General features: G+C 62.8%; 25 protein-coding genes and 1 tRNA gene. 16 read left to right on the top strand and 10 right to left on the bottom strand.

Annotation, left to right across the window (positions count from 1 at the left end):
- Positions 1–9 precede the first annotated feature (9 nt).
- The 4 genes from CFE35_RS20845 to CFE35_RS20830 form a co-directional block, all read right to left on the bottom strand.
- Positions 10–627, bottom strand: coding sequence for a hypothetical protein (locus CFE35_RS20845; RefSeq protein WP_292933611.1), 618 nt, complete (start codon positions 625–627; stop codon positions 10–12).
- A gap of 324 nt (positions 628–951) precedes the next feature.
- Complete coding sequence (gene rpoD / locus CFE35_RS20840) at positions 952–2,961, bottom strand: RNA polymerase sigma factor RpoD (protein ID WP_292933609.1); 2,010 nt, start codon at positions 2,959–2,961, stop codon at positions 952–954.
- 45 nt (positions 2,962–3,006) lie between these two features.
- Positions 3,007–4,878, bottom strand: coding sequence for a DNA primase (dnaG, locus tag CFE35_RS20835; protein ID WP_292933608.1), 1,872 nt, complete (start codon positions 4,876–4,878; stop codon positions 3,007–3,009).
- A 7-nt stretch (positions 4,879–4,885) separates the two neighbouring features.
- Complete coding sequence (locus CFE35_RS20830; protein WP_292933607.1) at positions 4,886–5,338, bottom strand: GatB/YqeY domain-containing protein; 453 nt, start codon at positions 5,336–5,338, stop codon at positions 4,886–4,888.
- Between the two features lie 161 nt (positions 5,339–5,499).
- Here CFE35_RS20830 and carA point away from each other — a divergent pair, with 161 nt between their 5' ends.
- The 4 genes from carA to greA all read left to right on the top strand — a co-directional run bounded on the left by carA (position 5,500) and on the right by greA (position 11,430).
- Positions 5,500–6,669 (top strand): glutamine-hydrolyzing carbamoyl-phosphate synthase small subunit, encoded by a 1,170-nt coding sequence (gene carA / locus CFE35_RS20825; RefSeq protein ID WP_292933606.1) that lies wholly within the window; start codon positions 5,500–5,502, stop codon positions 6,667–6,669.
- Complete coding sequence (locus CFE35_RS20820) at positions 6,666–7,484, top strand: DUF695 domain-containing protein (protein WP_292933605.1); 819 nt, start codon at positions 6,666–6,668, stop codon at positions 7,482–7,484. The genes carA and CFE35_RS20820 overlap by 4 nt, the downstream gene beginning before the upstream one ends.
- Positions 7,484–10,843, top strand: a complete 3,360-nt coding sequence (gene carB / locus CFE35_RS20815; protein WP_292933604.1) for a carbamoyl-phosphate synthase large subunit — start codon at positions 7,484–7,486, stop codon at positions 10,841–10,843. The genes CFE35_RS20820 and carB overlap by 1 nt, the downstream gene beginning before the upstream one ends.
- A 110-nt stretch (positions 10,844–10,953) precedes the next feature.
- Positions 10,954–11,430: a transcription elongation factor GreA gene (gene greA, locus CFE35_RS20810; protein WP_292933602.1), complete on the top strand. Its 477-nt coding sequence runs from the start codon at positions 10,954–10,956 to the stop codon at positions 11,428–11,430.
- Positions 11,431–11,497: 67 nt separating this feature from the next.
- Here greA and CFE35_RS20805 read toward each other — a convergent pair whose 3' ends face one another.
- The 5 genes from CFE35_RS20805 to CFE35_RS20785 all read right to left on the bottom strand — a co-directional run bounded on the left by CFE35_RS20805 (position 11,498) and on the right by CFE35_RS20785 (position 13,613).
- Complete coding sequence (locus CFE35_RS20805; protein ID WP_292933601.1) at positions 11,498–11,722, bottom strand: DUF4170 domain-containing protein; 225 nt, start codon at positions 11,720–11,722, stop codon at positions 11,498–11,500.
- A gap of 93 nt (positions 11,723–11,815) precedes the next feature.
- Positions 11,816–12,262, bottom strand: a complete 447-nt coding sequence (locus tag CFE35_RS20800; protein ID WP_292933599.1) for a hypothetical protein — start codon at positions 12,260–12,262, stop codon at positions 11,816–11,818.
- Positions 12,259–12,564, bottom strand: a complete 306-nt coding sequence (locus CFE35_RS20795) for a hypothetical protein (protein ID WP_292933598.1) — start codon at positions 12,562–12,564, stop codon at positions 12,259–12,261. Before CFE35_RS20795 ends, CFE35_RS20800 begins: the two co-directional genes overlap by 4 nt.
- A complete protein-coding gene (locus tag CFE35_RS20790; protein WP_292933596.1) occupies positions 12,561–12,941 on the bottom strand; it encodes a phage holin family protein in 381 nt (126 codons plus the stop codon). Before CFE35_RS20790 ends, CFE35_RS20795 begins: the two co-directional genes overlap by 4 nt.
- Before the next feature lie 9 nt (positions 12,942–12,950).
- Positions 12,951–13,613 (bottom strand): hypothetical protein, encoded by a 663-nt coding sequence (locus CFE35_RS20785; protein WP_292933595.1) that lies wholly within the window; start codon positions 13,611–13,613, stop codon positions 12,951–12,953.
- Between the two features lie 271 nt (positions 13,614–13,884).
- Here CFE35_RS20785 and eno point away from each other — a divergent pair, with 271 nt between their 5' ends.
- The 3 genes from eno (at position 13,885) to CFE35_RS20770 (ending at position 17,395) form a co-directional block, all read left to right on the top strand.
- On the top strand, positions 13,885–15,168 hold the full coding sequence (gene eno / locus CFE35_RS20780) for a phosphopyruvate hydratase (RefSeq protein WP_292933593.1): 1,284 nt from the start codon (positions 13,885–13,887) through the stop codon (positions 15,166–15,168).
- Positions 15,169–15,239: 71 nt separating this feature from the next.
- Positions 15,240–16,334, top strand: a complete 1,095-nt coding sequence (locus tag CFE35_RS20775; RefSeq protein ID WP_292933592.1) for a phosphotransferase — start codon at positions 15,240–15,242, stop codon at positions 16,332–16,334.
- Positions 16,328–17,395, top strand: coding sequence for a hypothetical protein (locus tag CFE35_RS20770; RefSeq protein ID WP_292933590.1), 1,068 nt, complete (start codon positions 16,328–16,330; stop codon positions 17,393–17,395). The genes CFE35_RS20775 and CFE35_RS20770 overlap by 7 nt, the downstream gene beginning before the upstream one ends.
- A 108-nt stretch (positions 17,396–17,503) precedes the next feature.
- Here the strand turns inward: CFE35_RS20770 and CFE35_RS20765 are convergent, their stop codons facing one another.
- Positions 17,504–18,448: a peptidylprolyl isomerase gene (locus CFE35_RS20765; protein WP_292933588.1), complete on the bottom strand. Its 945-nt coding sequence runs from the start codon at positions 18,446–18,448 to the stop codon at positions 17,504–17,506.
- A 78-nt stretch (positions 18,449–18,526) separates the two neighbouring features.
- Between CFE35_RS20765 and CFE35_RS20760 the strand changes: the two genes are divergently transcribed.
- The 9 genes from CFE35_RS20760 (at position 18,527) to CFE35_RS20720 (ending at position 24,119) form a co-directional block, all read left to right on the top strand.
- A tRNA-Ser gene (locus tag CFE35_RS20760) sits at positions 18,527–18,617 on the top strand.
- Between the two features lie 142 nt (positions 18,618–18,759).
- Positions 18,760–19,944 carry an integrase arm-type DNA-binding domain-containing protein gene (locus tag CFE35_RS20755; protein WP_292933587.1) on the top strand — a complete coding sequence of 395 codons (1,185 nt, stop codon included), beginning with the start codon at positions 18,760–18,762 and terminating at the stop codon, positions 19,942–19,944.
- 333 nt (positions 19,945–20,277) lie between these two features.
- Positions 20,278–20,472, top strand: coding sequence for a hypothetical protein (locus CFE35_RS20750; protein WP_292933586.1), 195 nt, complete (start codon positions 20,278–20,280; stop codon positions 20,470–20,472).
- Between the two features lie 80 nt (positions 20,473–20,552).
- On the top strand, positions 20,553–20,951 hold the full coding sequence (locus CFE35_RS20745) for a hypothetical protein (RefSeq protein WP_292933585.1): 399 nt from the start codon (positions 20,553–20,555) through the stop codon (positions 20,949–20,951).
- Positions 20,948–21,184 (top strand): transcriptional coactivator p15/PC4 family protein, encoded by a 237-nt coding sequence (locus tag CFE35_RS20740; RefSeq protein WP_292933584.1) that lies wholly within the window; start codon positions 20,948–20,950, stop codon positions 21,182–21,184. The genes CFE35_RS20745 and CFE35_RS20740 overlap by 4 nt, the downstream gene beginning before the upstream one ends.
- Positions 21,185–21,256: 72 nt before the next feature.
- The gene (locus CFE35_RS20735) at positions 21,257–22,051 is read left to right on the top strand and encodes a hypothetical protein (protein WP_292933582.1); all 795 of its coding nucleotides are present in this window, start codon (positions 21,257–21,259) and stop codon (positions 22,049–22,051) included.
- Positions 22,052–22,132: 81 nt separating this feature from the next.
- The gene (locus CFE35_RS20730; protein ID WP_292933580.1) at positions 22,133–23,095 is read left to right on the top strand and encodes a M10 family metallopeptidase C-terminal domain-containing protein; all 963 of its coding nucleotides are present in this window, start codon (positions 22,133–22,135) and stop codon (positions 23,093–23,095) included.
- A 231-nt stretch (positions 23,096–23,326) separates the two neighbouring features.
- Positions 23,327–23,677, top strand: coding sequence for a thermonuclease family protein (locus CFE35_RS20725; RefSeq protein ID WP_292933578.1), 351 nt, complete (start codon positions 23,327–23,329; stop codon positions 23,675–23,677).
- A gap of 175 nt (positions 23,678–23,852) precedes the next feature.
- A complete protein-coding gene (locus tag CFE35_RS20720) occupies positions 23,853–24,119 on the top strand; it encodes a hypothetical protein (protein WP_292933576.1) in 267 nt (88 codons plus the stop codon).
- The last annotated feature ends 439 nt before the right edge of the window (positions 24,120–24,558 follow it).

Raw genomic sequence — 24,558 nt, 5'->3', positions numbered from 1 at the left:
GCGCTTCGCTTAGTGCTTGGCCTTGCCCTTTGCCGGGTGCTTGCCTTTATAGGCCGCGATCTCGGCATTGAGCTCTTCGCTCATTTTGCTCATTATGGGCACCAGTTCGCGCATATAGTTTTCGCTGGCTGCTGCGACGCTGGGGTCGCTCAGTATGGCAGTATTGCGCAGAAAGAAGTGTTTGCCTCCGGGGGTGGCGGCGAAGGCGCTGTACTCTGAAAGTTCCTTGGCAGAAAATTCGCGAGCATAGGCTTGCGCCATTGCATCCATCTGGGCCGGGATGTGCTTTTTGGCCACCACTTTGGAGGTTTCAAACCAGCTGTCGAACTTGCGGTTGGTGATCGCGGCCAATTCTGGATCACACTCAGTTTCTGAATCCAGCGCCTTGCGCAGTGGCTTCATCATGGCATCCATCGCATCGGTAAACAGAGCTTCGCGCTTCTCTTCAGGGAAGGCTTGCGCAATGAGATCGCGCGCCAATGCCAGTCGTTCAGCATCCGGCGCAGGTATGGCCACTGTTTCGATCTTTGCCGGTTCATTCTGGGCCATGGCGGCGGTGGATGCTGCTAACGTCAGGAGTGCCGCCATTCGCAGGGCCGCCGAAATGCGTGGCATGCCGTTGGTCATTGTGCTTGCTTTCAGTGCGTATGAACAATGTCCCGGACTATCCCCGAATGAATTAAAGATAGCTTAGTGAGGTCATAAAGAGGGCCTGCTCCTACCTAATAGCCTCTGATGACTATACTTGGATATTATTTCGTCACCCCGTGCTTGACACGGGGTTGGGCTGTTCGTGTGGCGTGGCGCCCGGAAAAGAAAGCCAAGGCCCGTGTCAAGCACGGGCCGACGACTCGATTTTATGTCATGCTGCTCTAGTCAGGCAATCCGTCCGCCATACGAAAAGGGCCCCGCCGTAGCGGAGCCCCATCGTTTCAGGCTTTTGAGCCCGCCTTACTGATCCAGGAACGAACGCATCTTGCGTGACCGCGACGGGTGCTTCAGCTTGCGCAGAGCCTTCGCTTCGATCTGGCGGATACGTTCGCGCGTCACCGAGAACTGCTGGCCGACTTCCTCGAGCGTATGATCGGTGTTCATGCCGATGCCGAAGCGCATGCGCAGCACGCGTTCCTCGCGCGGGGTGAGGCTGGCGAGGACGCGGGTGACGGTTTCCTTGAGGTTGGCCTGAATCGCCGCATCCACTGGGATCACCGCGTTCTTGTCCTCGATGAAATCGCCGAGGTGGCTGTCTTCCTCGTCGCCGATCGGCGTTTCGAGGGAGATCGGCTCCTTGGCGATCTTCATCACCTTGCGGACCTTTTCGAGCGGCATCGACAGACGCTCGGCCATTTCTTCCGGCGTCGGCTCGCGGCCCTGCTCGTGCAGGAACTGGCGGCTGGTGCGCACCAGCTTGTTGATCGTCTCGATCATGTGGACCGGGATGCGGATCGTGCGCGCCTGATCGGCAATCGAGCGCGTGATCGCCTGCCGGATCCACCACGTGGCATAGGTGCTGAACTTGTAGCCGCGGCGGTACTCGAACTTGTCGACTGCCTTCATCAGGCCGATGTTGCCTTCCTGAATGAGATCCAGGAACTGCAGGCCGCGGTTGGTGTACTTCTTGGCGATGGAAATCACGAGCCGCAGGTTCGCCTCGACCATTTCCTTCTTGGCGATGCGCGCCTCGCGCTCGCCCTTCTGGACCATGTTGACGATGCGGCGGAACTCACCGAGCGACATGCCAGTGGCCGCCGCGATATCGGCGATTTCGGCGCGGATCCGCTCGACCGGATCGGCTTCGTTCAGCGCGAAAGCGGCCCACTTCTTGTCGCGGTTCGCAAGCGTCTGCAGCCAGCCTTCATCAAGCTCGCGCCCGACGTAGTGATCGAGGAAGTCCTTGCGCGGCACCTTGTGGCGCTCGGCCAGGCGCAGCATCTGGCCGCCGAGCGTGGTGAGGCGGCGGTTGAAGGCGTAGAGGTTGTCGACCAGATATTCGATCTTGGTCGCGTGGAACTGCACGCTTTCCACTTGCGCGGTGAGGTCTTCGCGCAGCTGCTGGTATTCGGTTTCCTTGGCGACGGGGAAATCATTGCCCGCGCCCAGCGCATGAAGCCGCGCAGCCTGAATCTTTTCAAAGGCGCGGAACAGGCCAGTGATGTGAGCGAACTTTTCGAGCGCCTCGGGCTTCAGCTGCGCTTCCATCTGCGCGAGGCTGAGGGTGTTGTCCTCTTCCTCTTCCTCGGCCGGGCGCTTGGCGCGGCGTTCGGTCAGCTCGTCGTCCTCGTCCTCGGCGGCCTCTTCCTCGACGTCCTCTTCTTCCTTGAAGGAAGGGCCGGCGGTGGCTTCGCTGATTTCGCCGTCACCGGTTTCCTCGCCGTCTTCGGAGAGGTTTTCGGGCTGCGGTTCCTTGGACAGCATGGCGTCAAGATCGAGGATCTCGCGCAGCTGCATTTCACCGGCGTTGAGCGCTTCGGACCACTGGATGATTGCGTGGAAGGTGATCGGGCTTTCGCACAGGCCCAGAATCATCGTGTCGCGCCCGGCTTCGATGCGCTTGGCGATGGCGATTTCGCCCTCGCGGCTCAAAAGCTCGACCGCGCCCATTTCGCGCAAGTACATGCGTACCGGATCATCGGTGCGCTCGATGGTTTCCTTGCGCTTGGAAACGAGGTCCGGGCGTTCGTCGACCTGTTCGGCCTCGTCAGCCTCATCCTCGGCAGCTTTGTCCTCGGGATCGACCGCATCATCGTCGTTTTCGACGATGTTGACGCCCATCTCCGAGATCGCGGCCATGATGTCCTCGATCTGGTCGGCAGACATCTGGTCCTGCGGCAGGGCCTCGTTCAGTTCGTCGACCGTGATGATCCCGCGCCGCTTGGCACGGGCGATCAGCTTCCGGATGGAAGCATCGTTGAGATCGATCAGCGGAGCGTCGCCGGTGTCAGTCGTGTCGTTGGAAGCCATCTAATCCCGGTACCATCTGTGCGCGCGCGGACTGCAACTCCCCTGTTACATCCCGGCGCGGGTGCGGCCCATTTGCCCCAACCGGGCCAGCAGCGCCAGCCTTCGTTGCAGCAAACGTTGCTGTTCGGCAAAGGTTTCGTCGGAAAACTCCGCTTCGTGCTGTCGCGTGGCCTCTGCCAGCGCAGCTTCGACGGCCGGCAATCCGGTAAGCAATTCGACCGCTTCGGCGAGTTCTTCCGCCGCATCGGGACCCTTGCCATCCAGAAAACCGAATCGCATTCCGGCATAATCGTCTGCCGTCGGCGCCCTGAGGCCCCGCTTAGCCAATATGGGATGTACATCGCTGCTTTCAAGCGGCTGGGCAGCACTTTGGATCATGTCGACGAGGGCATCGAGCAGCGCGCCGAGGCCCGCATCGGCCACTTCGAGCCGGGCCAGCACTTCGGCATGGCGGGCAATTTCGGGGGGCTGGGCGACAAGGCCCGCCAGCACCGCCGCCAGCAGCGAGCGCCGTTCGCCCACGGCCTGCATCTTTGCGGTGTTCGCGGCGGAAAGCGGCGGGGCAGGCGGCTGCCACGGGCCTTTGCGGCCAGAAGGCGCGCTGCGCTGCCCAGCCTGAAGCCGGGGCTGGAAGGCTGGCCGCTCGCGCTGCGGATAGGCCAGTTCGCCGAACCGGTCGAGCAACTCGCGCCGGTAGAGCGCCTTGATATCGCCATCAGCGATGGTTTCGACATGGGCCATCAGGCGGGCCTTGAGCCCGGCCTTGTCTTCGGGCGTGGCCAGCGGTCCGGCGGCGTGCTCGATATCCCACAGCACGTGGACCATCGGGCGCGCGGCGCCAAGCACGTCCTCCATCGCGGCAAGCCCGCGCTGTTTGATGAGGTCATCGGGATCGAGCCCGGTGGGCAGAACGGCAATCCTGAGCGAATGGCCCGGGCGCAGCAGGGGCAGGGCGCGCACGATGGCGCGGGCGGCGGCGCGCTGGCCCGCGGCATCGCCATCAAAGCACAGCACCGGCGTTTCGGTCATCCGCCAGAGCCGCTCGATCTGGTCTTCGGTCAGCGCTGTGCCGAGCGGGGCCACTGCCTCGCCGATGCCCGCCGCCGCCAGCGCGACGACGTCCATGTAGCCCTCGACCACGACCACCCGGCCCGACTGGCGCGAGGCAGGCGCGGCGCGGTGCAGGTTGTAGACCGTGCGGCCTTTGTCAAACAACGGGGTGTCGGGCGAATTCAGATACTTGGGCGCATCAGTCTTGGTCTTGTCGAGGATACGGCCGCCGAATGCGATGACGCGGCCGCGCGGATCGCAGATGGGCAGCATCAGACGTCCGCGAAACCGGTCATAGGGATCGCGGCCTTCGACGACGATGCGCAGGCCCGCCTCGATCAGCATGGCTTCGGGAAACTGCGAGAGCGCTTCCTTCAGCGCGGTGCGGCTATCGGGCGCATAGCCGAAGCCGAAATCACGCACCGTGGCAGCGGGAAACCCGCGCGAGGCGAGATAGGCGCGGGCCTGTGCGCCCTGATCCTCGGCAAGGCTCTTCACGAAGAAATCCTGCGCCGCCGCCATCACATCGTGGAGCGACTTCTGCTCTTCGGCGCGGCGGGCGGCGCGCGGATCGGGCGCGGGGACTTCCATGCCCGCGCTTGCGGCAAGTTCCTTCACCGCATCGAGGAACGGCAGGCCTTGGTGGTCGGTCATCCAGCGGATCGCGTCGCCATGCGCGCCGCAGCCGAAGCAGTGGTAGAAGCCCTTCTCGTCGTTGATCGTGAAGCTGGGCGTCTTCTCGTTGTGGAACGGGCAGCAGGCCTTGAATTCACGCCCCGCCTTCTGAACGCGCACGCTGCGCCCGATCAGCGCGGAGAGCGAGACGCGCGTGCGCAGTTCATCCAGCCATTGGGGGGTTAGCGACACGCGCCCCTCAGCCGAGCGCCGCTTTCACGAGGCCCGAGGCCTTGCCCATATCGAGCTGGCTGCCGTGGCGGGCCTTCAGCGCGGCGACGACTTTGCCCATGTCCTTCATGCTGCTCGCACCCAGTTCGGCCTTGATCGCCTCGATGGCAGCCTTGGTGTCGTCTTCGCTCATCTGGGCGGGGAGGAACTCCTCGATCACGGCGAGCTCGGCCTGCTCGACATCGGCGAGTTCCTGCCGTCCGCCTTCCAGATAAAGCGTGATCGATTCGCGGCGCTGCTTGGCCATCTTCTGGAGGACATCGACCACCAGCACATCGTCATCGGGCACATTCGCGGCGGTGCGCAGTTCGATATCCTTGTCCTTCAGCTTGGCAAGGATCAGGCGGACGGCGGCGAGGCGGGCTTTGTCGCCTGATTTCATGGCGCTGATCTGGGCGGCCTTGATCGTATCGCGGATCATGGAATGCTGTTTCCTGTGGATGGAGCGCCGCAACGGGGCGCGATGCGCTGTCACTTAGGCGAAACTTTCTGCCTCCGCTAGGTTGACGGGAGGGGGCGAGGAGCCTAGCGGACGAGCCTTAGCGACATCGCCAGACCTTTGCCAACGGAGCGCCCCCAATCATGGCCGACCCCGCCCTCTTGCACGCGCCCAAACCGGCTGGAGCGACCGGCGTGCTTGTCCTCGCCGATGGATCGGTGGCGTGGGGCCGCGGCTTTGGCGCGGCGGGCAAGGCCGTGGGCGAAGTGTGCTTCAACACCGCGATGACCGGCTATCAGGAAGTGCTGACAGACCCCTCGTATGCCGGGCAGGTCGTCACCTTCACCTTCCCGCATATCGGCAATGTCGGCACCAATCCCGAAGACATGGAAAGCCATGACGTGCCCGGCGCGATTGGCCTCGTGGTGCGCGAGGACGTGACCGCGCCTGCCAACTTCCGCAGCGCCGAGACGCTGCAGGCGTGGCTTGCGGCGCGCGGCAAGATCGGCCTTTCCGGGATCGACACCCGCGCGCTGACGCGGCGCATCCGGCTGGGCGGCGCGCCCAATGCGGTGATCGCGCACGATCCCGATGGCCATTTCGATATTCCGGCGCTGATTGCCGAGGCGAAGGCGTGGCCCGGCCTCGAAGGCATGGATCTGGCGCGCGTGGTCACGCGTGACGAGCAGGCTGATTGGCAAGGCTCGATCTGGAAGCTGGGCGAGGGCTACACGCTGCCCAGCGGCACAGGTCGTCCGCATGTCGTGGCGGTGGATTACGGCGCGAAGGACAATATCTTCCGCAACCTGGTCCAGGCGGGCGCGGATGTGACGATTGTTCCGGCGGAAACGTCGCTGGAAACGATACTCGCGCTCAAGCCCGCAGGCGTGTTCCTGTCCAACGGGCCGGGCGATCCGGCGGCAACGGGCGTTTATGCCGTGCCGGTGATCCGGGGCCTGCTGGAGCGCGATGTGCCGGTGTTCGGCATCTGCCTTGGCCACCAGATGCTGGCGCTGGCGGCGGGCGCGAAGACGATCAAGATGCACCAGGGCCACCGCGGCGCGAACCACCCGGTGAAGCGCCATGCCGACGGCGTGGTCGAGATCACCTCGATGAACCACGGCTTCGCGGTCGATAACACAGCGCTGCCCGAGGGCGTGGAGGAGACGCATGTCTCGCTGTTCGATGGCTCGAACTGCGGGATTGCGGTGAAGGGCAAGAAGGCGTTTGGGGTGCAGTATCATCCGGAGGCGTCGCCGGGGCCGCAGGATAGTTTTTATCTGTTTGAGCGGTTTGTGGGGATGCTGGGGTGAGTGATTCCTCGCCCCTTGATGCGGCAGGCGACACTGACACTTGGATGCTGCTTTCCCGGCAATCCGAGGATAGCTATCCGCTTGTCGTGCGGACACGCTGCAACTCCGAAGTCACTCAGTTTTCTAAGTTGAATAAGGTCGTTGCGGTGATCTGTGACGTTCGAGGTGACCTCGTTAACGATAATGGCATGCCATCCTGTTTCGATGAGCTTATCGAGATTGAGGATGCGCTAGTTGCCGCAGTCGCCGCGAGTGGCAAAATTGGCTATCACACAGCAAGTGTGACCGGTGACGGTCGCCGGGTTTTCTACTTTGCGATTGAACCGACTTTGCCAATTGCCGATCTGACTGCGGGGCAAGCTGTCAGAGTAGGCGAGCTTTCGCTCAATTCCGATTTTGAGCTCGATACCTACCTTGATTTCATCACGCCGACGGACCTTGATCGTCAACTGGATGGCGATCGCAAAGTCGTTCAAAACCTTTCTGAAGGCGGAGATGACGGTCAAATCCCCAGATCCATCGAGTTCTGGTTTTACGGAGAGCGATCTGCGCTTCAGTCAGTCGCTGATCGGCTTACTCCCGCCGGTTTCCAGCATGTGCGTTGGCTCGACGAGACGGACGGCGTTGTCCTTTCACTTGAGTCCGCCGCGGGTATGGACACTTTTTACGACCTGACGCCTTTGCTGGTGAATACAGCGGCAGAGTTTGGCGTCACCTACGATGGTTGGGAAACGCCTGTCATTTCTCCTCAAGCTCCTCCTCCGCAGGCGAAACCCTCGCTCTTCGGCAAGCTCTTCGGTCAGAGAAAACACTAATGCCCAAACGCACTGACATCTCCTCGATCCTGATCATCGGCGCCGGGCCGATTGTCATCGGCCAGGCTTGCGAGTTCGATTATTCGGGCACGCAGGCGGTCAAGGCCCTGAAGGAAGAGGGCTACCGCGTGGTCCTCGTCAATTCGAACCCGGCCACGATCATGACCGATCCGGACATGGCGGACGCGACTTATGTCGAACCGATCACGCCCGAGATCGTCGCCAAGATCATCGCCAAGGAGCGTCCCGATGCGGTGCTGCCGACGATGGGCGGGCAGACCGCGCTGAACACCGCGCTGGCGCTGGCGAACGACGGCACGCTGGAGAAGTACGGCTGCATCATGATCGGCGCGGACGCCGAGGCCATCGACAAGGCCGAGGACCGCATGAAGTTCCGCGATGCGATGGACAAGATCGGGCTGGAATCCGCCCGCTCCGGCATCGCGCATACGGTTGACGAAGCGCTCGCCGTGCTGGAACGCACAGGGCTGCCTTCGATCATCCGGCCGAGCTTCACGATGGGCGGCACTGGCGGCGGGATTGCCTACAACAAGGACGAGTTCGTCAAGATCGTGCGCGGCGGGCTGGAGGCTTCGCCGACCACCGAAGTGCTGATCGAGGAATCGCTGCTCGGCTGGAAAGAGTACGAGATGGAAGTCGTCCGCGACCGGAATGACAACGCCATCATCATCTGCTCGATCGAGAACGTCGATCCGATGGGCGTCCACACCGGCGATTCCATCACGGTCGCCCCAGCGCTGACGCTGACCGACAAGGAATACCAGATCATGCGCAATGCATCGATCGCGGTCCTTCGGGAAATCGGCGTCGAAACAGGCGGTTCCAACGTGCAGTTCGCGGTCAACCCGAAGGACGGGCGCCTGATCGTGATCGAGATGAACCCGCGCGTTTCGCGCTCGTCCGCGCTGGCATCCAAGGCGACCGGCTTCCCGATTGCCAAAGTCGCGGCCAAGCTGGCCGTTGGCTACACGCTTGACGAGATCATGAACGACATCACCGGCGCGACCCCTGCGGCGTTCGAGCCGACGCTGGATTACGTCGTCACCAAGATCCCGCGCTTCGCGTTTGAAAAGTTCAAGGGCGCGGAGCCGCTGCTGGGCACGGCGATGAAGTCCGTCGGCGAAGTGATGGCGATTGGCCGCAATTTCCAGGAATCGATGCAGAAGGCGCTGCGCGGTCTGGAAACCGGGCTTGATGGGTTCAACCGCGTGGTCGAACTGGAAGGCGCGACGCGCGACCAGATCGTGGCGGCGCTGAGCCGCGCCACGCCCGAGCGGCTGCTGGTGATCGGGCAGGCCTTCCGCGAGGGGCTGAGCGTCGAGGAAATCCACGCCGTCACCAAGTACGAGCCGTGGTTCCTGCGCCAGATCGAGGCGATCATTGCCGAGGAAAAGCGCATCAATGTGGAAGGGCTGCCGATTGACGCGGCGGGTCTGCGCCGCCTGAAGGCCATGGGCTTTTCCGACAAGCGGCTGGCAACGCTGGCGGTGCGGTCGGTTGGCGTGGCGGGCGGCATGGCCGAGACGACGGCGCGCCGTTCGGGCCTGATCCACGATGTGCTGAACGCGATGGCCGGTGCGACGAGCGAGGAAGAAGTCCGCGCGCTGCGCCACAAGCTGGGCGTGCGCCCGGTGTTCAAGCGGATCGACAGCTGCGCGGCCGAGTTCGAGGCGGTGACGCCGTACATGTACTCGACCTACGAAGGCGGCCTGTTCGGCGAGCCCGAGAGCGAGGCCGCGCCGACGGACAAGAAGAAGATCGTGATCCTCGGCGGCGGTCCGAACCGGATCGGGCAGGGCATCGAGTTCGACTATTGCTGCTGCCACGCCTGCTTCGCGCTGGGCGAGACCGATCCTGCCAGCGGCGAGGCCGGGGCCGGGTTCGAGACGATCATGATCAACTGCAACCCCGAGACAGTCTCGACCGACTACGACACCTCGGACCGGCTCTATTTCGAGCCGCTGACCGCCGAGGACGTGCTGGAGGTGCTGGAAGCCGAAAAGGCGAACGGCACGCTGGTGGGCGTGATCGTGCAGTTTGGCGGGCAGACGCCGCTCAAGCTGGCGCAGGCGCTGGAGGATGCGGGCATTCCGATCCTCGGTACTTCGCCCGACGCGATTGACCTTGCCGAGGACCGCGAACGGTTCAACCATCTGGTCGAAAAGCTGGGCCTGCGTCAGCCGCTCGGCGGCATGGCGCGCAGCCGCGACGAGGCAGTCGCCGTGGCGACGCGCATCGGCTACCCCGTGCTGATCCGGCCTTCCTATGTGCTCGGCGGCCGGGCGATGGAAATCGTCGACAGCCAGGCGCAGCTTGATGACTATATCGCGACCGCAGTGAAGGTTTCGGGTGATAGCCCGGTGCTGATCGACCAGTATCTGCGCGATGCCATCGAATGCGACGTTGATGCGCTGGCGGACGGCGACGATGTCGTGGTTGCGGGCGTGATGCAGCATATCGAGGAAGCGGGCATCCATTCGGGCGACAGCGCCTGCACGTTGCCGCCCTACAGCCTCTCGGCCGAAATCATTGCCGAGATGGAGCGGCAGGCGGTGCTGCTGGCGAAGGCGCTGAACGTGAAGGGCCTGATGAACATCCAGTTCGCGGTGAAGGACGGCGAAGTCTTTCTCATCGAGGTGAACCCGCGCGCCAGCCGCACGGTGCCGTTTGTGGCCAAGGCCATCGGCCAGCCGATTGCGAAGTATGCCGCGCGGATCATGGCGGGCGAGAAGATCAAGAACCTGCCGCCGATCAAGCGCGATGTGCCCTATATGGCGGTGAAGGAAGCGGTGTTCCCGTTCGCGCGCTTCCCCGGTGTCGATCCGGTGCTATCGCCCGAAATGAAGTCCACCGGCGAGGTGATGGGCATCGACAGCGGCTTCCCGGTGGCCTTTGCCAAGGCGCAGCTGGGCGCGGGCATGGTGCTGCCGCAAGGGGGCACGGTGTTCGTTTCGGTCAAGGACAGCGACAAGCCGGTGATCCTGCCTGCGGTGCAGAAGCTGGATGCGCTGGGCTTCCGCATCGTTGCGACGGGCGGAACGGCGACGTTCCTGATCGCGGCGGGGGTGAAGGTCGAGCGGGTCAACAAGGTGGCCGAGGGCCGTCCGCATATCGTGGACCGCATCATCGATGGCGAGATCGCGCTGATCTTCAACACCACCGAGGGCTGGCAGAGCCACAAGGATTCGCAATCGATCCGGGGCAGCGCGCTTTATGGCAGGGTGCCCTACTTCACCACGGCGGCGGCATCCGTTGCCGCGGCGAGTGCAATCGAAGCGCTGCGCAGCGCCGAACTTGCGGTACGCTCGTTGCAGGATTATTATCAGCCTTCCACGTGATCCCCATCATCGCGGCGATTGATGGCCCGGTTTGGCTTGGTGCCGACCGGGATGGAACGGTTTTCCCCTTGCCCTGTGCGGCAAGCGACTGAAAGATAGAAGGAATCGGGATGGCAAGTGTTGAAAAGCTGCCGATGCTGGCTGAAGGCTACGAGAAGCTGACGGCCGAGCTGAAGGCGCTGCGCGAGGAACGCCCCCTGATCGTGGATGCGATCGAGGAAGCCCGCGCGCACGGCGATCTCTCCGAAAACGCCGAATATCATGCCGCGAAGGAGCGGCAGGGCCAGGTCGAAGCGACGATCAGCGATCTGGAAGACAAGATCAGCCGCGCGCAGATCATCGATCCCACCACGCTTTCGGGCGACCGCATCGTGTTCGGCGCGACCGTCACGCTGCTCGATGATGCCGAAAAGCCGGTGCGCTATCAGATCGTGGGGCAGGCCGAAGCGGACGCCAAGCGCGGCCGGATCAGCTACAATTCGCCGCTGGGCCGCGCGCTGATCGGCCGGCGCGTGGAAGACGAGATCGAAGTGACGGTGCCTTCGGGCGACCGCTTCTACGTGGTCGAGAAGATTGAATTCATCTGATCGGCCCGCTGCGGCAGGCCTGAACGAAAAACGGCCGGGGTTTGCGCCCCGGCCGTTTTTCGTTGGCTTACTCTGCCTTGGGCAGCTCGGGTTCGAGCAGGCGATGGAGGTGGACCACCACATATCGCATCTCGGCATCGTCCACCGTGCGCTGGGCGCAGCTGCGCCAGGCTTCTTCGGCGGTGGCATAATCGGGATAGACGCCGACGAGATCGATCTTGGTCAGGTCGGTGAATTCGAGGTGCTGCGGGTCCTTGACCCGCCCGCCCATGACGAGGTGCAGTTTCTGCATGATTGGCCTGTCCGTTTCCTTGGGGAGGAGGAAGCGCGGCACTGGCAAAATAGAGAGGGGGATGCAAGCCCCGCTCATTGCGGATGGGCTTGTTTACTCCGACCTGTTGCCCGGCAGGCGGCGCGCGATGAGCGGGCCGATGGTGCTCAGTGCCTTGGTGGCGATGGCGGGAAGGCCCGGCTTTGCGGGCTTGGTGTCGCTTTCTGCGTCATCGGCAGCGGCTGCGGCCTTTTCACCCGCTGCTCCAGCGACATAGGCAGCGGCGAGTTCGATGCCGATCGTGGCGAGGTCTACGGCGCGGCGGGGCAGGGACATGCGTGCCAGGGTTCCCTTGCGCGTGGCCTTGTCGCCCAGCGCACCGCTGCCACGAGCGAGGGCCCCGGCGACGAGTGCGCCCAGCACGATGCCGCCTGCGACCATTGCGACGGGATGTTCCTCGACGAAGCCCTTGACCTTGCCCAAGGGATTTGAGGCCGAGGGATCGGTGGGCTTGTCGGAATCGTTAGCCGGTTCGGGCTGGAGGCTCTCGCTATCGGTCATGTCACGTCCTCGGCTTCGTCCTCGCCGGATGCGAAGCGGTCTTTGATCAGGCGGATCAGTGGGCGGCGGAAGAACCATGCGGCGAGCAGTGCGAGCGTTCCGGCAATCACCGGCACGTTGTCCTTCGCGACCGCCTTGGCTTCATCGACGGTGTCGATCACGCGGTCCATGGCGGCGTGCTTGATCCGGGTAGGGATCGAACGTTCCGCAAGGCCGGTGCGCAGCGCGTCCTTCTGGCTGTTGAAGCGCGCCCATGCTTCCTCGCGCCGGGTGCGCGCTTCGTGCAGGTGCTCAGCGCTCATGCTGCAGTGTCCTCGCCGGTGAGCGCGCGCAGGGTCGAGCGTACGCGGCGGACCGCGCCAAGCACGCACAGGCCGGTGAGCGCGAGGAGGCCCAGCACGACGGCTGCGAGCGCGCCCCAAGCACCGATCAGCGGTGTCAGCGCCAGCAGCAGCCCCATGACCAGCGCCATGAGGGCAAAGAACAGCAGCGCCAGCGCGAGCGCACCGAGCGCAAGCACGCCCTTGGCGCGCCCCAGCACGAAGCCGGCACGTGCCTTCTGGAAGGCGATTTCGGCGGCGAACAGCGTTTGCCCATCCTCCAGCAGCGCGCGAGCGCCGCCGAGCAGGCTGTCGTCAGCCGAAGTCTCGCTGTCGGTCCGGGTGTTCTCGTCGGTCACCGGGATGGATCAGGCTTCCGCAGCTTCTTCGGACACATCGACCGGCGCGGGCTTGCGGCGCAGCAGGCGCGTGAGCACAAAACCGGTGACCGCCGCGATGCCGAGCGCCTTCACCGGGCTCTTCTTCACGAAAGTCACGATTTCCTCGCCGATCTCGGGAATGTCCTTGGCTTCGAGGCTGGCTGCGGTGGATTGCAGGGTGTGCGCAGCACCACGGGCATAATCGCCGTATTGCACGCCAAGCTTCTCGTCGAGCACACCGGCGTTGCTCTCGATCGTCTCACCCAGTGCGCCCAGCGCGGCGGTGGCCTTGCCCTTGCCCTGACGCGCGAGATCGAGTGCGACGACCTTGGCCTGCTCGGCGTATTCGCCCGCCTTCTCGGTGTATTCGCTGGCGGTTGCGGTGACCGTTTCGGTCAGCGCGGTGGTGCGTTCGCGCGCTTCGCCGCTCAGGTTGGCGGCGCTGGCTTTGGCGTCCTCGATGGCCTTGCCGAAACGCGACGAGACGGTGCTGGCGGCCTCGGTTACGGTTTCTTCGATCTGCGCGATTTCAGCAGGGACAACTTCGGGCACAGCTTCCGCAACGGTCTCTACAACCTTGAGCGCGGGCTTCTTGCGGCTTTTGGGCTTGGCAGCGGCCTTGGGAGCCGCAGTGTCGGGGGTATCGGCCATGGGTGCGGTCCTTTCGCGGGGCGATTCTGGAATGGTTTTCAGCTCTACCGCAATTGCCGCAAGTGCGAAAGGCGCGCGGCGGCGGTTTTGCCGCACGCCAAAGTCCGTTGGGCAGGGGTGCTGCACGGTCTGCGCATAGCTAGGCGCACTTGTATCCCCGGCAAAGCGCCGATAGGGGGCGCCAGACCTTCTGCCAAATGACACTCTGCCAAATGACACTTTGGCAAAAGACAAACTGCCAATTTGGCATCTCATCAACCGAGGAAGCGCCATGACCGCAATCATCGACATTCACGCCCGCGAAATCCTCGATAGCCGGGGCAACCCGACCGTCGAAGTCGATGTGCTGCTGGAGGACGGCTCGTTCGGCCGCGCCGCAGTGCCTTCGGGCGCTTCGACTGGCGCGCATGAGGCAGTCGAGCTGCGCGATGGCGATCCCGCGCGCTACAAGGGCAAGGGCGTGCTGCAGGCCGTCGGCGCGGTGAACGGCGAGATCGCCGGCGCACTGGTCGACATGGACGCCGAAGACCAGCGCGATATCGACCTGGCGATGATCGCGCTCGACGGCACCGAGAACAAGGGCCGCCTTGGCGCCAACGCGATCCTGGGCACCAGCATGGCCGTGGCCAAGGCGGCGGCGGATGCGCGCGGCCTGCCGCTCTACAGCTATGTCGGCGGGGTTTCGGCGCACCTGCTGCCGGTGCCGATGATGAACATCATCAACGGCGGCGAACATGCCGACAACCCGATCGACTTCCAGGAATTCATGATCATGCCGGTCGGCGCGCCGACGCTGGCGGAAGCCGTGCGCTGGGGCTCGGAAGTGTTCCACACGCTGAAGAAGGCGCTGCACCAGAAGGGCCTCGCGACCGGCGTGGGCGACGAAGGCGGCTTTGCCCCGAACATCGCCAGCACGCGCGATGCGCTCGATTTCGTGATGGCCTCGATCGAGCAGGCCGGGTTCAAGCCGGGCACCGACATCGTGCTCGCGCTCGATTGCGCCGCCACGGAATTCTTCAAGAACGGCAAGTACGAGATCAGCGGCGAGGGGCTCTCGCTCTCGCCGGAAGCCATGGCGGACTATCTCGCCGCGCTCACCGATGCCTACCCGATCCGCTCGATCGAGGACGGCATGAGCGAGGACGATTTCGAAGGCTGGGCCGCGCTCACCGCCAAGATCGGCAAGAAGGTACAGCTGGTCGGCGACGATCTGTTCGTCACCAACCCCAAGCGCCTGACGATGGGCATCGCCAAGGGCCTCGCCAATTCGCTGCTGGTCAAGGTCAACCAGATCGGCACGCTGACCGAGACGCTGGAAGCGGTGAGCATCGCACAGCGCAATGGCTATACCGCCGTCATGTCGCACCGTTCGGGTGAAACCGAGGATGCGACCATCGCCGATCTCGCGGTTGCCACCAACTGCGGCCAGATCAAGACCGGCTCGCTTGCCCGTTCGGACCGGCTGGCCAAGTACAACCAGCTCATCCGCATCGAGGAAGAGCTGGGCCAGTCGGCGCGCTATGCGGGCGCGGCTGCGTTCGGCCGTCTCGCCTGAATTAATTGCTCGCTTAAAAACACTTCACATCCGTGCCGCTCTCTGCCAGCCTTGCTGGCGGAGAGTGATACATGAACGATTTTCCGAAGTCGGCCGCGGCGATAACGCCGGGCTGGATCGAAGCGCAACTGGCGCGCGCCGACCTCTTGGGTCAGGCGCGGATCACCGGGCTGGAGCACCGCTCCATCGGCACCGGACAAGTGGGCGATACCGCGCGCTTTACGCTGAAATATGACCGGCCCACTGCCGCGCCTGTCACGCTGGCGGGGAAGTTCGCTTCCGCCGATCCGACCAGCCGGGGCACGGCGGCGGCGATGATGCTCTATGTCAAGGAAGTGGGCTTCTACCGCGAACTGGCGGCGGGCATCGCAGTGCGCACGCCGAAGGTTTACGCCGCCGAAATCAATGCGGACGGCACCGATTTCGTCTTGCTGTTCGAGGATCTCGCGCCCGAGCGCGGCGGAAACCAGCTGGAGGGCTGCGATCTCGCCGATGCCGAGGCGGCGATCCGGCAGGCAGCGGCACTGCACGCTGCGACCATCGGACATCCCAAGGTGCTGGGCGCGGAATGGCTCCACGGGCGCGAGGGACTGCTTGAGCAGATCGGCCAGCTCTATCATCAGGCCCATGCGATTTTCCGCGAGCGCTATGACGGGCAACTGGCAGCGGATGCGATGGCGCTGTGCGACGAACTCGACCGGCGGGTGGAGCACTGGCTGGCGCGCCAGCCGGAGGAGCCTTGCCTGATCCACGGTGATTTCCGCCTCGATAACATGCTGTTCGGCGTGGCGAGCGGGGCGGAGCCGATCGCCATCGTCGACTGGCAGACGTGCGCCATCGGCTGCGCGATGACCGATGTCGGTTATTTCATGGGCTGCGGGATCGGCAGCGAGCTGCGCCGTCCCAACGAGGCCGCCTTGCTGGGCCTGTATGCCGAGCAAAGCGCGCGTCACGGAGCGCCGATTGCACCTGATGTGATGATGCGGCGCTACCGCATCGGCGCGCTGCACGGGCTGTTTACGGCGGTGTTCAGCGCGGCCTTCGTGGTGCGAACCGAGCGGGGCGATGCCAATTTCCTTTCGATGGCGCGGGGCGCAGCCGAACTCGCGCTCGATCACGATAGCATTGGCGCGCTCGACGCGATGATGGAGACGAAGACATGCTGACCAAGGGCGACGATTTCCCGCTGCACCAGACGCCCGAGCCGATTGCGTACTCCGGCACCGACCGCAATTTCTACGACCGCTATTTCTTCAATGGCTATGCGCCGGACGGCAGCGACTTCTTCGCGGCGGCCTTCGGCATCTATCCGCACCTCAACGTGGCGGACGCGCATTTCTGCTTCATCAAGGACGGGGTGCAGCATTCGCTCCATGCTTCCCGCGAGCTGAACATGGAGCGGCTGGACCTGACCTGCGGGCCAATTGCGATCCGGGTGGAGGAGCCGCTGAGGCAGCTTTCGATCAGCGTTGAGGGCGAGGGGATCAAGGCCGAGATCACCTTCACGGGCCGCGCCTTTCCCATCGAGGAGCCACGCTTCATCCACCGCATCGGGCCGCGCACTTTCATGGACTACACGCGCCTCACGCAGAACGGGCACTATACCGGCTGGGTCGAGATCGATGGCGTGCGCACGGTGCTGAAACCCGGAACGGCAGGCACGCGTGATCGCAGCTGGGGCGTGCGCCCCGTCGGCGCGAGCGACACCCAGCCGCACGGCCACGGCGTCGTCCCGCAATTCTTCTGGCAGTGGACCCCGATCAACCTGCCGAGCCGCAGCGTTTTCTTCCACATCAATGCCGATGCCCACGGCGCGCCGTGGAACACCCGCGCGGTGATCGCACCCGATGGCGCGGGGTATGACGGTTTCACGGAGACACCTTCCGCCAAACTCGACGCTCCCTTGCAGCCGGGCACCTTGTGGCCTGCTGGGGGCGAACTGGTGATCGGCGGAGGTGATGATGCCCTGAAGCTGACCTTCGAGCCCTTGCAGCGGTTCCAGATGCGCGGGCTGGGTTATACCTCGCCCAAGTGGGGCCATGGGCTCTATCACGGCGTGCTGGAGGTGGAGCGCGAGGATATCGTGTTGGCGGATGTGGACCCGAAGCAGATGGACAACTTCCACGTGCAGATTGTCAGCCGCGTGACGACAAGCGCGGGGGAAGTGGGCACCGGCGTGTTCGAGCAGCTGATTTTCGGGGCCTACGCGCCGCTGGGGCTGGGCTAGACTCTTCGTCACCCCGGACTTGATCCGGGGTCCCGCTTGACAAGCTGCGCTGCGGGTGCCGCCAGCGAGACCCCGGATCAAGTCCGGGGTGACGGGGGTGGTATCGGCCTACTTCGCTCGCCGCACCGGCACTGGCACGTTGCAGATATCCACCCCACCCGCAGGCCGAATGTAGAACGCATCGCGCCGGTTGGCCCGCGCATCGGCGTAGGCTGCGAAGCTTTTGCTCTCGGTGGAGAGGTACTGATAGCGCGGGAGATCCGGCACATCGCTGCCCATGCGGATGCTGAGGATTGGCGTGCGTTCTTCCGCCGTCTTGTAGAACCCGATATCGCCGGTGCCGCGCGGCAGGCTGGAGAGGTACTCCATCCCCTCGATCACCCGGCCAACCACCGCGATGTTACGATCCAGCTGGCGCGGGGCCTGGCCGATGACGGCATAGAGCTCCGCGCCCGAGCCGGTATCGGGCGGATAATCGCGGCCCACGCCGACAGTGCCGTAGCAGTGGATGGGCCATATCGCAGCGGCATCGGATGCCAGCGGCCAGCCTCCGCGAAACTCCACCTTGGATGCGTAGCTGTCCTTGGCGTAGGTTACGTGCGAGCCTTGTTCGATCTTCGGCAGGGCGGCCGTGAGCTCTGGCGAGCCCGATGCGGTCGTATATTCGGCATCCGTCATCACCTTCAGCCCCGGCGGAAGCAGCTTGGCCTTGGCCTTGTCCTCGCCGTCGGGATCGCCCCACTGGACGACATAGCCATCCTGCACGCGATTGATGCTGGTGCCATCCCACCAGTGTGCGGCGGCCAGCTTGCGCATGTTGCTGGTCCATCCCGCAGAGAACGGCACCGGCAGAAGCTGGACTACCACCCGTTGCGATGCGATCTCAGGCCCAATGTCCATTACCAGAAGGTCGGACGCGGCAATCGGCGCCCAGTCAGAAGCAGGGGCTGCCGCGATGATTTCCGTCGGCGCGAGAGTGGAGGTGGGCGCGGAAGTGGGAGCAGCGGAGCAGCTGGCAAGCAGCGCGGCGGAGAGCAGAAGCGGGTGTTTCATCACAAACCGAACATGCCAGCCTTCCCGCCCTTGCGAAAGCACGTTCATGCGGTTAGGGCCTCCACTTCCAGTGCATGCGGAGCGGTGGCCGAGTGGTCGAAGGCGCTCGCCTGGAAAGTGAGTATACGCCAAAAGCGTATCGAGGGTTCGAATCCCTCCCGCTCCGCCACCTACCCGTTTTTGACGGTTCCCCACAGGCCCCGAACCCTAACTTAATCCTAGGGTTTTAGGGGCTTTTCCGTTCCTAGTCCGCCCTTGCCGTTCCCCGCCAGCCGCGTTACAGTGTGGGAAATTGTGTGGGAGCAATTCCGATGGGTAAGTTGACTGCGACGGGCGCAAAGGCGCTGACTGCACCGGGCCGGTATAGCGACGGCGGCGGGCTTGAACTGCTGATTGGGCGCTCTGGCGCTAAGAGTTGGGTTGTCCGCGTCCAAAAGGATGGCAAGCGCCGGGATATTGGCGCTGGCAGTTTCAAGAAAGTTTCGCTGGCCGATGCACGCAAGCGGGCCGAGCGGATACGTTCGCAGATTGAAGCGGGGATCGATCCGGTTGCCGAGCGCCGTAAGGAAAAGGGCATTCCCACATTCCGCAGCGCGGCGGCGCTCGTTCATGCCGAGCAGAAAAAGGGCTGGAAGAACGGCAAGCACACAGACCAGTGGATCAACACGCTAACCACCTATGCCTTCCCTGCCTTTGGCGACGTGTCGGTTGCGGGGATCGACGCGGCGGCGGTGCGGGACGTGCTGGCGGCAATCTGGTTGACCAAGCCGGAGACTGCGCGGCGGTTGCGTCAACGAATTGGGACTGTGATCGATTGGGCTGTGGGCAAGGGATACCGCGAAGCCTCGCTCGCTTGGCCGGTAATCAACAAGGCCCTGCCGAAACAACGCGACAAGGCAAAGCACCATGCCGCCATGCCGTATGCAGACCTGCGTGCCTTCATGCAGGAACTGCGGTCCAAAGAGACGATGGGGCGGCTGGCGCTTGAAGCACAGATTTTGACCGCTGGCCGTTCGGGAGAGGTGCGCGGCGCGCTGTGGCCGGAGATCGATCTGGAAGCCGCGCTGTGGACGATACCAGCCGAGCGCATGAAGGGGGGCCAGGAACACGTTGTGCCGCTCTCTGGGGCCGCTGTGGCGCTATTCGGGCGCATGAAGGCCCACAAGCGCGAAAACAACGAACTTGTGTTCCCCGGCACGTCCAAGGGCAAACCGCTGTCTGACATGACGTTGACCAAGTGCCTGCGCGATATGGGCCTTGCCGTGACGGCGCACGGTTTCCGCAGCACGTTTGCCGATTGGATCAACGAGCAGACCAGCTACCCGCGCGAAGTGCGCGAGGCGGCGCTGGCGCACGTCAATCAGAACAAGGTGGAAGCGGCCTATTCCCGAACCGCCTACTTGGACAAGCGCCGCCCGATGATGGCGGCATGGGCGGACTATTGCACGGGATCGACTGGCGGCAACGTTGTGCAGTTGCTGAATAAGTCAGCTTGAACCCGCGAACCTGCTTAGAAAGCAAATAGTGGGAATGCCCCATCAATCTGGCTGCCACCGCTGCACGTCGCGCACTTTGCACAGAAATTATTGAAAATAAATTCAGACACAGTTTGGGACTTGAAAGCATGTGTTTCCGCCGATTCGTATAAGAAAGCTCACCTGCGCCTGCGACCAAATGAATCGCTCGTGCGACGGGCCGAATCGATAATGCGGTTTAAAGCCCTTGATGTTCACGCGGGCCTCATTACCCCTTTTGTTCTCCTAGGCGTTCCTAGGGGAACCTCCAAACCTAGCCCGAGTAACTCAGGCTGTTGAACAAGGGTAATGCAAGTGATCGACATTCCGGAGCTTTTCACCGTGGCGGATTTTTGCGCCCGGTATTCCATCGGCAAGACCAGCGCTTACCGCGAAGTCGCGGCGGGGCGCTTGAAGCTGCGTAAATACGGGACGGCAACGCGTATTGCGCGCGCCGATGCCGAATCATGGGTGGCAAGTCTGCCTGTGATCGAACGGGGGGCGGCATGACAACGCCGGGGCCTTCAAATGAACGTCCCCCGGTCGCGCCAACGACCGAGGGACTGCACAGTGCTGTGGGAGCAAATGCAATGCGACACTACGCGAATGATGCCGAGACGGGCAAGCACCGTTTCGATCCGGCCTACGAAGCCAACAAGCGCCCGATGCCGAGCGACGGCACAGAATATGGGCAAACCACGTTTCGCGCCTCTGGGGGCCGGATATGGGCCTACAGGGGCAAACGGGCGCGCGTGCTCGCAATGCTTGCCACTATGGCTGAAGGGGTGACGCAGTGGGATTGCTACCCGTGGCACACCCGGCTGGCGGCGAGCGTGAAGGTCATGCGGGATGACGGGATCGAGATCGAGACGACGCGCGAGGGTCCGTTTAACCATGCACGCTATCGTCTGCGGACACCCGGCACTCTGAAAATACAGGACCAGCGCAGCGACGGCGGCAGTTTCCGTACGCCGAAAAAAAGCGCATGAGCGGGCCGGTCATTTTCGAGCACTCGCACCGGGGACACCTGTGGCGGCTGGAAGTTGCCAGCTTCAAGGGCCGCGACTTTGCGAACTGGCGCAAGTGGTATGCATCGCCCGATGGCTGGAAGCCGACGCGTGAGGGCTTCACCATGCCGCCAGAGCGCCTTGGCGAGCTTACCGCCGTGCTGATGGCCTACCATAACCTCCCCGTCCCTGATGGGCTGGAAACCGGCTCCTAGGGCCTGTGAGGCGGGCGCGGGCCTGTTGAGAATTGTTGAGGTCCGCGCCCTACTCTCCCCCAAACTTGAAACTTGCGCGATATGGGCAAAAGCGACCAGCCGCGCGCGCCGTGGTCCGGAAAACAAACGGGCAGAAAACGGGCGATTGCCGAATCTGGCACGGCGCTTGCGATTATAGATACAATTCACAGTGGGGGCTTATCGGCGGCTGGCACAGGCTGGGGCGGCGCGCGCAACCGCGCAGACCGGACCAGTGAATACCTGACACGGCGGCAATGTGAGGGCCTGATAGCGGCGGCGGCGAGAGCGCAGCGCATGGGCCTGCCCTTCAACCGGCATTGGACAATCCACTATGAGCGCGCGGGCGTTGCCGAGATCGACGCGGGCCGGTTCATCGGGCGATTGCTGAAATTGGCCGGAGACTACGCGCGGCGGCACCACGGCAAGATTGCGGCAATATGGGTCCGCGAAAATGGCGACGGCAAAGGCGGGCACGTCCATATCCTCTTGCACCTGCCTGCGGGCCTTGGACTGCGAGGGCGAACGGCGCATTGGGTCCGGCTGGCGGGCGGCGAGCGCAGCGCGAGGGTAAGCCGGGTGAGATCGATTGGTCGCGGTCTGACAAGCGCGGATAACGGCGGTGAGCACTATCAGCAAAATGCTGGGGCAGTGCTGGCCTACATCCTGAAAGGGGCCGATGCCGAGACGGGCGCGACGCTGGGGCTGACACGGCACGGCGAACGCGGCCTGATTATCGGCAAGCGGTGCGGGCGAACGCAGAACATCGGGCAATTGTTGGAAAGCGACCAGCTAACCCATCAACTCAAACCCCCTAGTCCACGGCCTAACAACGCAAAAATGGATTGAGCGCCCCAAGTTGCAGGAAGTCAGTATTGCATAAAGCAACAGTGGTGCGAAACTCGCTCAACCTCAGATTGGCGATTCGGCATGGCAACCTACACCCATAATCGTTCTATCGAAGCAGACCTCCGGACCACGAACCTTAATTGGTTCCAAGCCTACGGATACGACGCTGGCATTTTGAAGGGTGCATATCGAACCTTCAACGGCAAGGTTTATCAGGATGTCGCCTACGCCGATGGAAGCGATGGCTATGACAACCTGGAGCTTGTCCTAGGCGGGTATGGCTTCACCACCGATAGCCTAGGAAACCCAACCGGTGGGACCGTAACAGGTGTCCTTCAAGCAGACCTCATAACCAATCAGATTGAGTGGGCAGCGGAAGGAATATCGATCAGCTTTGAAGCCATCTACAACTCGTCGTTCACGCCTTCCAATACTGATGAACTCCGACTTATTGAATCGGCCTTTAGTGGAAATGATAATTTCTATTTATCCAATTTGGATGACTATTTTCGAGGCTTCTCAGGAGCCGATGTGATGTATGGATATGACGGCAACGACACTCTATTGGGCGATTCTGAAGCCGATCAACTCTACGGCGGAAATGGAAACGATCAACTTTGGGGCGGATCTAGCGGCGACATTCTGAAGGGCGACGCTGGAGCTGATGTGCTGATCGGTGGCGCGGGCGCCGATCGCCTGTATGGCGGCATAGACACGGTTCGCGATGTCTTTGACTTCAATCTAACTAGTGAATCGACCAACTTGGCTCGCGATAGGATTTACAATTTCAAGAGCGGAGTGGACCGCGTGGACCTTGCAGGCATTGACGCTCGTTCGGGAACGAGCATCAACGAGGCATTCAAGGGGTTCACTGGTCTAACGCCAGCCGCTTATTCCGTATGGTACGTGAAGGCTGACGCGGACGGTGACGGTGCAAAAGACGACCTTCTGCTCCGGGCTGATATCAACGGAAACATGACCGCAGACTTCGAGGTTAGCATCATCAACGTGGCGACAATCGCGAGAGGTGACTTAGTCCTTTAAGTTATAGCAATCATTGCAATCACTTCGGTTTTGCCGGTCACGCTATGGCGGGTTGATGATTGGCAATCGCTGCGGGCAGACGCAGGAGGGGTGGGCAAAACTCCAAGTGTAACCGCTGTGGGGACCGCAGCACCTCGCACGCTTCCACGCTAACCCCATTTTCTTCATGCCTTGAAAGGCAGACAAGAGGCCGGAGTTTTCGGTAGCCGTAAAGGCGTGCATGATGCGGGCATGAGCTTGCTTTTGATCCTAGCCTCTGGCGCGATGTGCGTCTCGCTGTCAGTCCATGACGGCGATTCGATCCGTTGCGGCGGCGAGCGTATCCGCATTGCCAATATCGACGCGCCAGAAGCGCCCGGTTCCCCCAAGTGCGAGGATGGCAGGCGGGCGAGTGCATGGTGCGACTACGCGGCGGGCTATCGGGCGCGTGATGCGCTGCAAGCGTTCCTGTCGCGCGGGCCGGTGATGATCGAGCGCATGGGGGCAGACAAGTACGGGCGCACGCTGGCGCTAGTCACCGTCAACGGGGAGGATGCGGGTAGGTATCTGGTGCGGCTGGGACTAGCGCGGCATTGGCGGTGATAATCCTTACTGGAGTTGGCATATGAGACGCGTTCTTTTTATGATCCAAACTTGCCTGATGGCGTCAGTCTCTGTGTCCTGTAGGGCTGCTGATAGCTTTGCGCTTTGTCCTGACTTGGGGGCCGTTGGGAAAGGGTCTTACGAATATGAGGATGCAAGGCGGTGTGTGAGTGTGATGGCTGCACGCTATTCAGTTTCGGGCGAAGCACCGGCTGATATCGCTACAGCCGCTTTGGAATGGTGCGATGACCGTAAGATCGAACCCTTGGTCGCTTCAGAGTCCTCTGAAACTGCTGAGAAATTGAGGGCCGTTTTTGAGGCAAAGCTACGAAACTTGGCAGTTCAAACCGTTGTAGAAATGCGCGCAGGCAAGTGCGCACTCAAACCCAACCTTTACGACCACATAAACGACCCGATTGATCGGCCCAAAGTTGGCGACTAGACGTTCAGCCGTTCAACAGAAGTCTGCGGCGATTACGCGCGCGCGAATAAACTAGGGGGATCTAGAGGCGCGACCGTTGTACGGCGAAAAGGCTGCATCCCGCGCCGGGGCTGCGCAATTTTCCCGCGCCGCAATACGCGCGCACGCGCGAAGGGCCAGACAGGAATACGCGCGCGCGAGGGCCTGACAAAACCTAACATTGAGGTGGTCGCGCCGGTCCAGTGTGGGAAAAAGTGTGGGAGCGCGAAAAGTCAGTTGAATAAAATCATAGTTTTTCAAGATAATATGGATTTTATTATACGGACTCCCGCTCCGCCATTTGCCTTTGCCCCCGATGCGATTGCGTCGAACCGGTTGCAGCTGACAGCGCAAATCAGGGGATCAGCACGACCTTGATGCAATCTCCGCGCGCCTGCGCGGCAATCGCCTCGTTGATCTG

Source organism: Novosphingobium sp. PASSN1 (assembly GCF_002278815.1).
The sequence above is the reverse complement of the archived record's forward strand: the minus strand, read 5'-3'. Positions and strand labels throughout refer to the sequence as shown.